This is a genomic window from Gymnodinialimonas sp. 57CJ19 (assembly GCF_038396845.1).
GTDB lineage: Bacteria > Pseudomonadota > Alphaproteobacteria > Rhodobacterales > Rhodobacteraceae > Gymnodinialimonas.
In genome coordinates this window covers 646567-660103 of the sequence record NZ_CP151587.1, presented here as the reverse complement: position 1 = coordinate 660103, position 13537 = coordinate 646567, and the positions used below count along the sequence as shown (strand labels likewise).

The window sequence follows — 13537 nt, the reverse complement described above, 5'->3', positions numbered from 1 at the left end:
ATCAGGGTTAATCAGGGGCAAATCCCGAAAAGACACAGGCGTAGCGTGACGATGAAAATCCTTTTTGTGCATCAGAACTTTCCCGGTCAATACCGAGAGCTTTTCACCTGGTTAAGAGAGCAGGGAAAGCATGAGCTGGTGTTCCTGACCCAACGCAAGGATGTCCCGGGGATGGAAGGCGCGCGGGTCGTGACCTACAAGACCCACCACAAGCCCGCCAAGGACGCCTACGCCCTGACCCAATATTGGGAGGAATGCACTGGCAACGGGTTCGGTTGTGCTCAAGCGGCCGCCAAGCTGCGGGCAGAGGGGTTCACCCCCGATATCATCATCGGTCACGTGGGTTGGGGAGAGTTGACGTTCCTGAAAGAGATTTGGCCAAACGCGCCGATCATCGGCTATTTTGAGTATTACTTCCTCGCCAAGGGCGGCAGTGTCGGGTTTGACCCCGAATTTCCCGCCAGCCCCCATGCGCCGTTCACCATGCACGCCCGTAACGCGGTGAACTTTGCCAACATCCAGACCGTGGATCAGGGCCATTCCCCCACCGGCTGGCAACGCGACACGTTCCCTGACAGCTTCAAGGAAAAGATCTACGTCAAGCACGACGGCATCCGCACCGACAAGTTGATGCCCGACCCGAAGGCCGAAGTTGCCTTGGGGCGTCTTGGGCGATCCGTCACCAAGGACGATGAAATTTTCACCTATATGGCCCGCAACATGGAGCCGACACGCGGCTTCCACAGCTTCATGCGCGCGCTGCCCCATATTCTTGATGCACGCCCCAACGCACGGGCACTGATTATCGGTGGATCGGATGTGTCCTACGGCAAGAAATCAGGCTCTGAAGGCGGGTATAGAGCCGAAATGGAGAGGGAAGTTGGCGACGCCGTTGACTGGTCCCGCGTCCATTTTCTGGGGCGGGTGCCCTACGAGGATTACCAGAAGATCGTTCAAGTCAGCCGCTGCCACATCTACCTGACGGTACCGTTTGTGCTGTCGTGGTCGTGTCTGGAGGCGATGTCGATGGGGGCGACGATTGTGGCGTCCGATGTGGCCCCGGTGCGCGAAGCGATCGAGCACGGCAAGACCGGCTTGCTTGCTGATTTCTTCGACCCCAAGGATATCGCCCGCAAGGTTGTGGATGTGTTGGAACGCCCCGGCACCTACGCCCACCTTGGACCGGCGGCACGGGCCCATGTGGTGAAGAACTACGATTTCCAGAAGGTGTGTCTGCCCGAACATCTGCGCCAGATTAATGCGCTGGTCCCCAAGGCAAAGCGGATGGCCATCCCGGGCTGAAGCCCGGTCTACGATGCCCCTTCCCCGGTAGACCGGGCTTCAGCCTGGGGCCGGACCGCGTCGCCTAGTCCGCGATGTTGCTGGCCGCGCCCACCAGTCCAAAGGCCGAGCCGATCAGGCCGAATATCGTTTGCACGCCTGTCACCGGGCTTTCTGTTACCAACACCAGATCACCGGGAAAGATGCGAAAATTGCGGGCCGAAAACAGCCCATCGGCATTGGTCATGTCCAGCGCGAACACAACGCGCGACTGATCCGGCCCCCGCGCGTCGGCCCGCACGGCCGAGGCGGGATATTCCCGCAGCACCAGGATACCGCCCGGATCACCCCGACGGCTTTCCACCCCGCCGATCAGCGCCATGGCATCCAGCGCGGTCACGCGATCGTGCGGGAAGGCGTGTTGGTTCTGTTCCCCCGCCGCCCCCAGAGACAGGAAGTAGCGACGGTCTTCCTCGACGATCACCCGGTCTCCGCCCCGCAACAGGGTATCCAGCCCCGGTTCCGCAAACAGCCGATCAATCGACGTGCCATAAATGGCGCCCGCCCGGATCAGCCGGATCTGTGGGTTTTCCAGCCCCGCGCTGACCCCGCCCGCATCGGCAATGGCGTTGAGCACGGTGTAGTTCCGGTCCGGCATCGGCAAGCGTCCCGGCGCGCCCACACCGCCCACCAGATCGACGGAGTTCGTCCGCCCCTCGACCAGCTCCAGCTGAACCTGTGCGGAAGGGGCGACCACGTCGATTTCCTCTTGCAAGCGTTGCCGCGCCAGCTGCGTGGTCATGCCGGACACCTGCACATTGCCCACATAGGGCACGAAAATGGTGCCGTCGGGGGCCACCGTCAGGGCATCAATCACGGTAGAGGCGTTGTTTTCCGTCAGGAGGCTGTCATTGGCGCTGTCCCATACGGTCAGCTCCAACCTGTCGCCCGTGGCGATCACTTGCGTCCGCGCACCGCCCGAGGTGGGTATCCAGTTCAGGTGACGCGCGCCGGTGGCGGGCCATTGGGCAACCGTGGGAAGAAAGGCGCGGGTCACGGGGTAGACCGAGAAATCTGCGATCTCGCCACTGGCCACTTCAACCACTTCACGTTCCACCGGAGCGCTGCGGGGCAGGGCATCGCAAGCCGCCAAGGCAAGCATCATCGCGGCAAGCACCACGGCATTTCGAAGCGGCAAACGGGCCATTTGTGCCAAAGATCCCCCCAGATCAGGTGACAAATCCATTTCCGCGAGAGGTTTACAGGGTGCTTGCGTTGCGTCAACGCGCCTGACGCTCTTTCACCAAGGGGCGGTGCATATTTACCCAAGGCAAGCTTTCTGAACATGGGCTTTGACGTCAGGGGCCGTTCCGTGGCAATCGGGGGACCAACGGAAGACGGCAAGTCGAGCAAGGCACACCGCGGATGGCAGAGCATATTCTTTTGACAGGCGGGGCCGGGTATATCGGGTCACATACCTATGTGGCTTTGATCGAGGCTGGATATGACGTCACCATCCTGGACAATTTCCAGAACGCCAGCCGTTCAGTCGTGGACCGGCTGGAAAAACTGACCGGCAAACCCGTGAGCCTGGCTGAAGCCGACGTGCGCGATGCCACCACCCTTGGCAGCCTGTTTTCGGAACATCAGTTCGACGCAGTCGTGCATTTTGCGGCTCTGAAAGCGGTGTCAGAGTCGGTTGAACGCCCGCTCGACTACTTTGATGTGAACATCAGCGGGCTGATCAACCTGCTGCGGGTCATGGATGCGGCAGGGTGTCGGAAGATCGTGTTTTCCTCTTCGGCCACGGTCTACGGCGTGCCAGATGAGACGCCGACGCCAGAAACCGCCGAGTTCCGGGCGATGAACCCCTATGGCCAGACCAAGATTTCCGGCGAGCAGATCCTCAACCAACTGGCGGCCGCCGATGACCGGTGGAACATCGGCATCTTGCGCTACTTCAATCCCGCCGGCGCCCACGAGAGCCACCTGATCGGGGAAGACCCACGCGACATTCCCAACAACCTGATGCCATATATCGCCAAGGTTGCCGCCGGAGAGCTGGATGAGTTGCAGGTCTTCGGCGACGATTATGACACCCCTGACGGCACTGGGGTGCGCGACTATATCCACGTAGAAGACCTTGCCCGCGGCCATGTCCTGTCGCTTGGGGCGCTGTTGGGGGATGACCAAAGCCACTTGGTGAACCTTGGCACCGGCGTCGGTAATTCCGTGATGGAAGTTGTGGCCGCGTACAAGCGGGCCTCCAACCGCGATATCGCCCACCGCATTGTGGAACGGCGTGCCGGGGATGTTCCGATCTACGTGGCGAAGGCCGACAAGGCCGAGGAAATTCTGGGCTTCCGCACGGTAAAGGCCTTGGACGATATGTGCGCCTCTAGCTGGGGTTGGATCGTCGGGCCGCATTCATCGGAGGAGCCCGAGCAATGAGAACGGCGCTTGTCACCGGCTCTGCCGGGTTCATCGGCTACCATCTGTGTGCCCGTCTTCTGGCGGATGGCTGGCGGGTGGTCGGCATCGACGCGATGACCGATTATTACGAGGTCGCGCTGAAGGACTCGCGCCTTGCGATGCTGATGGAACACGACACCTTCGCCCCCGTAAAGGCAAGGATCGAGACGCCCGGCGTGCTGCACGACCTGTTTGAAACCCACCGCCCCGCGGCGGTCATCCACCTCGCCGCACAAGCCGGTGTGCGCTATTCAATCGAGAATCCGGAAAGCTATGTGGAAGCCAACCTGATCGGCACCTTCCGCCTGCTGGAAGCCATGCGCGCCTTCCCGCCCGCCCATTCACTTCTGGCCAGTACATCGTCCGCTTACGGCGCGAACACGCAAATGCCTTACGCCGAAACGATGCAGGCCGATCATCAGATGTCGTTTTACGCGGCCACGAAGAAATCGAACGAGGTTATGGCCCACTCCTACGCCCACCTCTACAATCTGCCGATAACGATGTTTCGCTTTTTCACCGTTTACGGCCCCTGGGGTCGCCCGGACATGGCGCTGTTCAAGTTCACCAAGGCGATCCTCAACGACGAGCCGATCGACGTCTACAACCACGGCGATATGAAGCGTGACTTCACCTATGTAACGGACCTTGTGGACGGTATCTTGCGTCTGATCGAGGCCGTGCCGGGCTCCGACGGCGTGGAAGGCGATAGCCTGTCCCCCGTCGCGCCGCACCGGATCGTGAACATCGGCAATTCCAACTCGGTGCAATTGCTAGACTATATCGAGGCGATTGAGGCGGCCACGGGCCGCACCGCCGAGAAGAACATGATGCCCATGCAACCGGGCGACGTGCCTGCCACATGGGCCGATGCCAGCCTGTTGCAGCATCTAACCCAATATAAGCCGAAGACCCAAGTCACCGAGGGCGTCGCAAATTTCGTCGCGTGGTATCGCGATTATTACAATGTCTAGACCCGCCTCTACGCGGTGCGAAGCGCGGTAGGGCAAGGAAGGGATTTCTCCATGCGTATTACGATGATTGGCACGGGCTATGTTGGTCTTGTCTCTGGTGTTTGTTTCTCGGACTTCGGGCACGACGTGATCTGCGTCGACAAGGACCCTTCGAAGATCGAGATGCTGAACGCGGGGCAGGTTCCGATCTATGAGCCGGGCCTTGATGCGTTGATGGCCAAGAACGTGGAGGCAGGGCGCCTGTCTTTCACCACCGATCTGGCCAGCGCCGTGGATGGAGCCGATGCGGTGTTCATTGCCGTCGGTACGCCGACGCGCCGGGGCGATGGCCATGCGGACCTGACCTATGTGATGGCAGCCGCCGAGGAAGTCGCCCTCGCGATGACGGGCTATGGCGTGATCGTCACCAAATCCACCGTTCCCGTGGGCACCAACCGCAAGGTGAAACAGGTCGTCCACAAGGCGCGCCCTGATCTGGAATTCGACGTCGCCTCCAACCCCGAATTCCTGCGCGAAGGGGCGGCGATTGACGACTTCATGCGCCCTGACCGCGTCGTTGTGGGTGTTCAGACGCCCCGCGCGTCCGAAGTGATGGACGAAATCTACCGCCCGCTTTTCCTGCGTGATTTCCCCGTCGTGACGACGGACCTCGAATCCGCGGAGATGATCAAATACGCCGCCAACGCCTTTCTGGCGACGAAGATCACCTTCATCAACGAGATCGCGGCGCTGTGCGAAAAGGTCGGCGCGGATGTGAAAGAGGTCTCCAAGGGGATCGGCATGGACGGGCGTATCGGCAACAAGTTCCTGCACGCGGGCCCCGGCTATGGCGGCTCTTGCTTCCCGAAAGACACCAGCGCGCTGGCCCGGATCGGCCAGGATCACGCCGTGCCGCAAAGCATCGTAGAGACGGTCATTCGCGTGAACGACGGCGTGAAGGCCCGGATGATCGAGAAGCTGCGCGACCTTTGCGACGGCTCATTCAATGGCAAAGTGATCTCGGTCCTTGGCGTCACCTTCAAGCCCAACACCGATGATATGCGGGATGCCCCCTCGCTGACCATTGTGCCTGCTTTGGTCGGCGGCGGGGCGAAAGTGCGTGTCGTTGATCCGCAAGGCTTCCGCGAGGGAGAGGCGCTACTGCCCGGCGTGAACTGGGTCGATGATCCGTACAAATCCGTGCAGAACGCCGATTTGGTGGTGGTTCTGACCGAGTGGAACGAGTTCCGGGCTCTGGATTTGAGCCGTGTCGCCAAGAAGATGGCGACGCCCCGCATGGCCGACCTGCGCAATGTCTACAGCCCGCGCGATGCCAAACGCGCCGGGTTCGAGGCCTACGAGGGCGTCGGGCGGTAAAATTCGCCGTCCGGTGCGGTCGTTTCCAAGGCGTCGGAGGAAAAATTTGGCCACCCGGATTCGGGCGTAAGACCCAATTAAATTAAGAAAAATCTGCGCTCTGACCGGCGACAGATTTGAATTTATTACACTTTTTTTGCAACCATTTCCTTCGGCGTCCCGTTGTTTAACCAATGCAACCGAAAGGAAACAACATGAAACGCTTTACAACAATCGCCGCCGCTACCGTCATGCTGGCCGCCCCCGCTTTCGCCCAAACCACGACCGAAGTTGCGGACGAAATCTTCAACGCCAGCGAAGATATGCCAATTGAGCAAGCTGACTCCACGCCCCTGTCGGGCGAGGTCGATTGCATGGATCCGGTGGCTGAGGTGGTCAACGAAAGCGCCGACTCTGAAAGCGAAGAGATCGGCTGCACCACCGGTGTCTCGGGTGAGCCCGAATTCGGTGAAGAGATCTTTGAAGACCTTGAAGAAGCCGACGACGACAACAACTAATCGGCTCAGCCCTTAGTAATCGAAAGCCCCCGTAGCCATCGCTGCGGGGGCTTTTCGCATCCTCGGTCTATGCCAGTCCCGCACGAAGCAAGTCGTGCAGATGGATGATCCCAATCGGGCGCCCGTCCCCGTCCAGCACGAAAAGCGCGGTGATCTTGTTGGTGGCCATCATGCCCATCGCCTCGGCCGCCAATAGGTCCGGCGTGATCGTGCGGGGCTGCTTGGTGGCCACTTCGCCGGCTGTCCGCTCGGTCAGGTGGGCGATGTTTCGGCGCAAGTCGCCATCGGAAATGACACCCACAAGGCGGCCATGGGTAACCACACCGGCGATGCCAAAGCTCTTCTCGCTCATCACCACAAGAGTTTCAGCCATGGGCGTGTTTGCATCCACAAGGGGCAGGGCCTCGGGGCCGTGCATCAGTTGCGCGGCGGTGGAAAGTTGCGCCCCCAGCTTGCCGCCGGGGTGGAAGGTGCGGAACTGTTCGGGCTGGAATTCGCGTCGTTCCATCACCGCGACGGCCAGGGCATCGCCCAAGGCCAGTGCCAAGGTGGTCGAGGTCGTGGGCGCCATCCCGAGCGAGCAGGCTTCTTCGGCCGCCGGAAGGGTCAGGCGGAAATCGGCGGCGCGCATCAACGTGCTGTCGGGTTTCTTGGAGATGCCGATCATCGGGATCGAGAAGCGGGCGACGTGGGCGATGATGTCGCTCAACTCCGACGTTTCGCCGGAGTTGGAGATCAAGATCACCAGATCGCCCGGCATCACCATGCCCAGATCGCCGTGGCTGGCCTCGGCGGCATGAACAAAGGCTGACGGTGTCCCGGTAGAGGCGAAGGTGGCGCTGATCTTGCGGCTGATGTGGCCAGACTTGCCGATGCCGCACAGGATTACGCGGCCCGTTGTGGCCAATATCGCCTCGGCGGCGGGGGCGAAATCCACGGGCAAGTCATCGGCAAGGGTCGCGACCGCGCGCGCCTCGGTCCGTAGGACGCGGGCGCCTGTGTCGCGCAGGGATTGTGCTTGGTTCTGGGTCATAGGGCCGTTTAGCGGAGCATCGCGCCCTTGGCGAGAGGATTGGCTTTCCGCCTCCCCGGGGCCGTGGCACAAAGTGGGCCATGAACAGACGTTTTGGACACTGGCCTGACCCGGCCCAAACCTACCGCCCGCGCCCTGGCATCTATGCGATTATCGACGCCGGAGATGGTCTTTTGGCCAGCTTTCAGGATGCGCCGACGCCCGAGTTGCAACTGCCCGGTGGCGGTATTGATCCCGGCGAGCAACCCCTTGCCGCGCTGCACCGAGAGGTGATGGAAGAAACCGGCTACCGCATCCATTCTCCCCGGCGATTGGGGATGTTCCATCGCTATACCTTCATGCCCGATTATGACCGCTACGCCCACAAGCAATGCCACATCTATGTGGCCCAGTTGGGCAGGCGGTGGTCTGCCCCGACCGAGCCGCATCATACGGCGGTGTTCCTGCCCTGGGATGTCGCGTTAGAGAAACTGGCCGTATCGGGGGACCGTTATTTTCTGTCGCAATATCTGGCGGGCGCTTAACTGCGACCAGAGAAGGTGAACAGCAGTGCTGACAGGTCATCGGGGAACTCGTCAGTGCCCGCAAAGGTGACAAGCCCGTCGTGCAGCGCGTCCAGAAACGATAGACCGCCGTGGCGCTTGTGCCGCATCATCAAGGAAATCAGCCCCTCATCGTCCAACATGGTCGCACTGGAATCGGGACATTCGGTCAGGCCATCTGAATACAGTAGAAGCCGGTCGCCGGGGTTCATCTGCACGTCAAATGCGGTGAAGGGCATATCCGGCAGCAGGCCGACGGGCGGCCCGCCATCGCCGACCATGTCCACCTTTCCATTTGCACGCAACACCATCGGGTTGGGGTGCCCCGCCTGAACCATGCGCACGCCGCCCGTGGTCAGATCGGCAATGGCGATGCAGATGGTGAAGTAGCGGTCCGTCTGCACCTCTTTCAGGAGCAGGTCATTCATGCGGCTGGCGGCAATTTCGGGGGAAAGAGCGGTGAATGTGCCTTCCGCGCCACGCGTCATGGCGATGTTCTGGTCGGGAGAGGCATCGGACAGCATCCCGGCAACACGGGCCGCTAACATGGCCGAGGCGACGCCGTGGCCGGATACGTCAATGCTGTACAGCGCGACGATATCATCGCTAACCGTGAAGTGGCCCACCATATCACCGCCGACATGACCGCTCGCCTCCAGCAAAAGCGCCACATCTGCCCCGTTGAACGCGCAATGGGTGTCTTGCAACGAGCCCATCTGAAGCCGCCGCGCTTCATCCAGATCACGATCAATGGCCCCGTACAGAAGCTGCAATTCGTCCAACGTACGCTCCAGCAGGCCGTTCTTGCTGCGCAATTCGCGCTGCATGTCCACGATCCGTGCACCCGCGTTCATCCGTGCCTGAAGTTCGGGCGGCCGGACGGGTTTGTTGAGGAAATCATCCGCCCCCGCCGCCAAGCCTTCCGCCACGGCGCTGCGTTCCTGGTTGGAAGTCAGCAACAGGACATAAGGGTAGGTTTCCGTCACCTCCGCCCGGAGGCATCGGCAAAACTCCGGCCCGGTCATTTCGGGCATCATCCAGTCACATAGGATCAATGACACATCCGGGTCCCGCGCCATGGTCAAAGCTTCCACCGGGTCACCCGTTTCAATGGCGACGTGGCCCCATTTGCGAAGGAGGGCGCTGACCATATTGCGCTGTGCCGGGCTGTCATCCAGCACCAACACGGTCAACGGCGTTGCGCTGACACCCGCGGTTACTGGCTGCGCAGGAATGCCCCTTTGGGGGTTGGAAATCACTGCGCCCATTGCTCGCCCTCGACCTGATTCACTGGCAGCTTCGAAGATTTTCTTTAACGTCTGGTGAATCATACAATTCGAGACGTCCGCCCCCTCCAGCCCATCATTTGTTAATGAACTGCGCCTATAGAGGCCGCTTCGACGGTTAGGAGTGTGACGATGACCCACGTGGATTGGACCCGCCTGAATGAGCTGCGAGAAGACATCGGGGAAGAAGATTTCGCCGATGTGGCCCTGCTGTTCGTGGCAGAGCTTCAGGAAACCCTGGGCAGCCTTGCGTCCGACACCGCCAAAGCGGCCGATTTCCACTTTCTGCGAGGATCTGCGGCGAACCTTGGCTTTGTGAGCCTGGTGAAAGCCTGCGCGGTGGCTGAGGCTGCTTGCAACGGCGGCGACACCCCCGATCTGGCCGCAATTCGCGACACCTTCGCTGCCGCATTGGCCGAGGTTGCGCCGCAAGTGCCCGAGTTGGCCAGCGCTGCTTAACCCACCCTAGATCAGGAAATCCGCAAGGATTTGATCGTCGGTAATATCGCGGAACCCAAACCCGCGCGAGGCGACCCGCTCCTCCAATTCAGGAAAACTGCCCGCCCGTTGTGATTCGATCCCGATCAGCACAGACCCGAAGTTGCGGGAGTTCTTCTTGAGGTATTCAAACCGGGTAATGTTGTCGTCGTCCCCCAACATATCCAGAAAGTCGCGCAACGCGCCGGGGCGTTGTGGCAGGCGAAGGATGAAGTACTTCTTCAAACCCTGCCATTTCTGCGCCCTCTCTTTCACCTCGGGCAAACGTTCAAAATCGAAGTTGCCGCCAGAGGTGACACAAACCACTGTCTTGCCCGCGATCTGATCGCGCAGGTCTTCCAACACGTTGATCGACAGTGCGCCGGCCGGTTCCAGCACGACGCCTTCAAGGTTCAGCATTTCCTGAATCGTAACGCAAATACGGTTCTCTGGCGCGATCAACACATCGCGGGGGGACACACTGCGCAACACCTCGAAGTTGCGGTCCCCAATGCGGGCCACGGCCGCGCCATCGACGAAGGTATCGGTGATCTCAATCGTTTGCGGCGCGCCGATTTTCAGCGCGGCGGTCAGACTGGGCCCGCCCGCCGGTTCTACCAAGGTTGTATGGGTCTCGGCGCCTACGGCCCGCAGATACGACAGCATCCCGGACGACAGCCCGCCGCCGCCCACAGGCAGCACCAAATGATCCGGCGCGCGGCCCAATTGGTCGATCATTTCCACCGCGACCGAGGCTTGGCCCTCGATCACGTCGGGATCGTCAAAGGGCGACAGAAAATGCGCGCCAACTTCATCGCAATAGGCCTTCGCGGCAGATTGGGTTTCGTCGAAGAAATCGCCTTCCAGCACGATCTCAACCGCATCTCCGCCAAAGGTCCGGGTCTTCAACACCTTCTGTTCAGGCGTCGTGACCGGCATGTAAATCCGCCCTCGCACCCCGAAATGCGCGCAGACAAACGCCATGCCCTGCGCGTGGTTGCCCGCGCTGGCACATACGAAATCCATCTGATCCGGCTTTTCCGTCCGCACCTTCCGCATGGCGTTGAACGCGCCGCGCAGCTTGTAGGATCGGACGGGGGAAAGGTCTTCGCGCTTCAGCCAAATATCTGCCCCAAAGCGTTCGCTTAGGTAGGCGTTCTTCAACAAGGGCGTCGCAGGAAACAAATCCCGCAGGGCGGATGTCGTGGTTTTGGCGGCGGTGGCGAAATCTTTCATGGCAATGGCTTGGCGCGTCTTGCCTCGCGTGTCCAGCTTCAGTTGGCAGAAATCAGTTCAACTGACGCCCTTGGATCAGGTTGCCGTATAGTGTCGTCATCAATGCGAGGTTTATCAGCATCTGCGCCCACCCCACCGCAACGCTTAGCACGATGCCGATTGTGGAAAAGGTCACCTGCTGCTGCGGCCCGATGGGCGTCATAACCTCGACCGAGTTGCCAAAGGCCGCGACGATCCCCTGGTTCAGGATTGTCGAGACGAGGGCGATCACGATGATTGGCAAAATGATCTGTCCCGACACCGGCGCGGTCGCTTTCCAGCTTTCGCTGATCTTCAACGACTCCCCAATGGCTGCCGCAGGCAGGATCAACCCGACACGGGTGGCAACCCAGGACAGGCCGAAGACCAACCCAACCCCCAGTGAAACTGCCACGGCAGGGCTTTGGGATACGGCAACCGCAACCCCCACAACAATTCCCGCAGCAATTCCGGCGCCAACCATTATCAGGAAAACCAGCACCGCATTGCCGAAGTAGTTGGCGATCTGCGACCCCTTCCAATTGGGAAACAGGCCGCGTGGGTATTCTTCCAGCAACACAAAGCGATGCCACGCCACGGCGGCCCATAGCCAGCACACAAGCCCGGCGATCAAGGTCAAAAGCCCGCCGAGCAGGTTCAGGGCCGCGAAATCTGCCAGCCCGGTGGTCGGGTCCACATGGAAGGCGCTGCCGTCCAGTAAGCTGGGGTTTGTGGCAAAAGCGATCACCAAAGGAACCGCCAAAAGCACCAGTGTAATCCGTGCCGCCTGGGGCAGATTGCCGAACACCTGCGCGAAGGCGTGGCGAAGTAGCTGATAGCCGTAGTCCATGGGAAGCTCCACTTGCTTGCTCCGCCCTTGAAAACCCGGTATCGCCGCCTGCGTCAACTGTGCATCACGGAGTACCTTTCATGTCAGCGCCAAAGAAGGTTGTGCTCGCCTATTCCGGCGGCCTCGATACCTCGATCATTTTGAAATGGTTGCAAACGGAGTATGGCTGCGAGGTCGTTACCTTCACCGCCGATCTGGGCCAAGGCGAAGAGCTGGAGCCTGCCCGCAAAAAGGCCGAGATGATGGGCGCCTCGGACATCTACATCGAGGACCTGCGCGAGGAATTCGTGCGCGACTTCGTTTTCCCGATGTTTCGCGCCAATGCGCTTTATGAAGGGCTTTACCTTCTGGGCACCTCCATCGCGCGCCCGCTGATCTCCAAACGACTGGTCGAAATCGCCGAAGAAACCGGCGCCGACGCCGTCAGCCACGGCGCGACCGGCAAGGGCAACGACCAGGTCCGGTTCGAGCTGTGCGCCTATTCCCTGAACCCTGAAATCCAGGTGATTGCACCATGGCGGGAATGGGACCTTGGCTCGCGCACCAAGCTGATCGAGTTCGCTGAAAAGCATCAGATCCCGATCGCCAAAGACAAACGCGGCGAGGCGCCTTTCTCGGTCGATGCCAACCTTTTGCACACGTCTTCCGAAGGCAAAATGCTGGAAGATCCCGCCGAAGAAGCCCCCGATCACATCCTCCAGCGGATCACCCGCCCCGAAGATGCGCCCGACACCCCGGAAATGGTGGAAGTCACCTTCGAGAAGGGGGATGCGGTCGCCATCAACGGCGAGGCCATGAGCCCGGCTTCGATCCTGACCGAGCTGAACCGCTTGGGCGGCAAACACGGCATCGGCATCCTCGATCTGGTAGAGAACCGATTCGTGGGCATGAAGTCCCGTGGCATCTACGAAACTCCGGGCGGCGCGATCCTCTTGGAAGCCCACCGTGGCATCGAACAAATCACCCTCGACGGCGGCGCAGGTCACCTCAAAGACAGCATCATGCCCCGCTACGCAGAGCTGATCTACAACGGTTTCTGGTTCTCGCCCGAGCGTGAAATGCTGCAAGCCCTGATCGACAAAAGCCAAGAGCATGTGACAGGCACCGTGCGCCTGAAACTCTACAAAGGTGCGGCCCGTACCGTGGCCCGCTGGTCTGACCACTCGCTCTACTCCGAGGCTCACGTGACCTTCGAAGAAGACATGGGTGCCTACGATCAGACCGACGCCCAAGGCTTCATTCAGTTGAACGCCCTGCGCCTGAAACTGTTGGCCGCCCGGAACCGCAAGTTCACCAAGTAACCCGCGCGGCCCCGGCCCCGTGAACGACAATAGCCCCCTCCCCAAGACCGGAGGGGGCTTTCTTACACCCACAGACACGCACGTCGCCATTCCCAACACGCGCGCCGCTCCCTCCTTCATCTTGGTAAATACACCTCCGGGGGTCTGCGCATCCCTTGGATGCGCAGAGGGGGCTGGCCCCCTTCAACAGAAGACCAAGCGCGCGCACCCTGCG

The 13537-nt window shown here is 60.7% G+C and carries 13 protein-coding genes; 8 read left to right on the top strand and 5 right to left on the bottom strand.

The genetic code is table 11. From position 1 onward, the window contains the following. The first annotated feature begins 51 nt into the window (after positions 1 to 51). A complete protein-coding gene (locus AADW23_RS03305) occupies positions 52 to 1302 on the top strand; it encodes a glycosyltransferase family 4 protein (RefSeq protein ID WP_341863103.1) in 1251 nt (416 codons plus the stop codon). A 64-nt stretch (positions 1303 to 1366) separates the two neighbouring features. On the opposite strand, the gene AADW23_RS03300 is transcribed toward AADW23_RS03305, so the two are convergent. Beyond that, positions 1367 to 2488 (bottom strand): polysaccharide biosynthesis/export family protein, encoded by a 1122-nt coding sequence (locus tag AADW23_RS03300; RefSeq protein WP_341863102.1) that lies wholly within the window; start codon positions 2486 to 2488, stop codon positions 1367 to 1369. Positions 2489 to 2706: 218 nt separating this feature from the next. Here AADW23_RS03300 and galE point away from each other — a divergent pair, with 218 nt between their 5' ends. From galE to AADW23_RS03280, 4 genes are all read left to right on the top strand, one after another. Continuing rightward, positions 2707 to 3732 carry a UDP-glucose 4-epimerase GalE gene (galE, locus tag AADW23_RS03295; RefSeq protein ID WP_341863101.1) on the top strand — a complete coding sequence of 342 codons (1026 nt, stop codon included), beginning with the start codon at positions 2707 to 2709 and terminating at the stop codon, positions 3730 to 3732. After that, positions 3729 to 4727, top strand: a complete 999-nt coding sequence (locus AADW23_RS03290; protein ID WP_341863100.1) for an NAD-dependent epimerase/dehydratase family protein — start codon at positions 3729 to 3731, stop codon at positions 4725 to 4727. The genes galE and AADW23_RS03290 overlap by 4 nt, the downstream gene beginning before the upstream one ends. A gap of 51 nt (positions 4728 to 4778) precedes the next feature. Next, on the top strand, positions 4779 to 6083 hold the full coding sequence (locus tag AADW23_RS03285; protein WP_341863099.1) for a UDP-glucose/GDP-mannose dehydrogenase family protein: 1305 nt from the start codon (positions 4779 to 4781) through the stop codon (positions 6081 to 6083). Positions 6084 to 6277: 194 nt separating this feature from the next. After that, positions 6278 to 6580: a hypothetical protein gene (locus tag AADW23_RS03280; RefSeq protein ID WP_341863098.1), complete on the top strand. Its 303-nt coding sequence runs from the start codon at positions 6278 to 6280 to the stop codon at positions 6578 to 6580. A 67-nt stretch (positions 6581 to 6647) separates the two neighbouring features. On the opposite strand, the gene AADW23_RS03275 is transcribed toward AADW23_RS03280, so the two are convergent. Continuing rightward, a complete protein-coding gene (locus AADW23_RS03275; protein WP_341863097.1) occupies positions 6648 to 7613 on the bottom strand; it encodes a KpsF/GutQ family sugar-phosphate isomerase in 966 nt (321 codons plus the stop codon). 80 nt (positions 7614 to 7693) lie between these two features. Between AADW23_RS03275 and AADW23_RS03270 the strand changes: the two genes are divergently transcribed. Next, positions 7694 to 8137, top strand: coding sequence for an NUDIX hydrolase (locus tag AADW23_RS03270; protein WP_341863096.1), 444 nt, complete (start codon positions 7694 to 7696; stop codon positions 8135 to 8137). On the opposite strand, the gene AADW23_RS03265 is transcribed toward AADW23_RS03270, so the two are convergent. Beyond that, the gene (locus tag AADW23_RS03265; protein WP_341863095.1) at positions 8134 to 9423 is read right to left on the bottom strand and encodes a fused response regulator/phosphatase; all 1290 of its coding nucleotides are present in this window, start codon (positions 9421 to 9423) and stop codon (positions 8134 to 8136) included. The genes AADW23_RS03270 and AADW23_RS03265 overlap by 4 nt on opposite strands. Positions 9424 to 9573: 150 nt before the next feature. Here AADW23_RS03265 and AADW23_RS03260 point away from each other — a divergent pair, with 150 nt between their 5' ends. Further along, positions 9574 to 9900, top strand: coding sequence for an Hpt domain-containing protein (locus tag AADW23_RS03260; RefSeq protein ID WP_341863094.1), 327 nt, complete (start codon positions 9574 to 9576; stop codon positions 9898 to 9900). 6 nt (positions 9901 to 9906) lie between these two features. Here the strand turns inward: AADW23_RS03260 and ilvA are convergent, their stop codons facing one another. Both ilvA and AADW23_RS03250 read right to left on the bottom strand, forming a co-directional pair. Continuing rightward, a complete protein-coding gene (ilvA, locus tag AADW23_RS03255) occupies positions 9907 to 11154 on the bottom strand; it encodes a threonine ammonia-lyase IlvA (protein WP_341863093.1) in 1248 nt (415 codons plus the stop codon). Between the two features lie 52 nt (positions 11155 to 11206). Further along, positions 11207 to 12022: a hypothetical protein gene (locus AADW23_RS03250; protein WP_341863092.1), complete on the bottom strand. Its 816-nt coding sequence runs from the start codon at positions 12020 to 12022 to the stop codon at positions 11207 to 11209. Between the two features lie 80 nt (positions 12023 to 12102). On the opposite strand from AADW23_RS03250, the gene AADW23_RS03245 reads away from it, so the two are divergent. Next, the gene (locus AADW23_RS03245; RefSeq protein ID WP_341863091.1) at positions 12103 to 13323 is read left to right on the top strand and encodes an argininosuccinate synthase; all 1221 of its coding nucleotides are present in this window, start codon (positions 12103 to 12105) and stop codon (positions 13321 to 13323) included. Positions 13324 to 13537 lie beyond the last annotated feature (214 nt).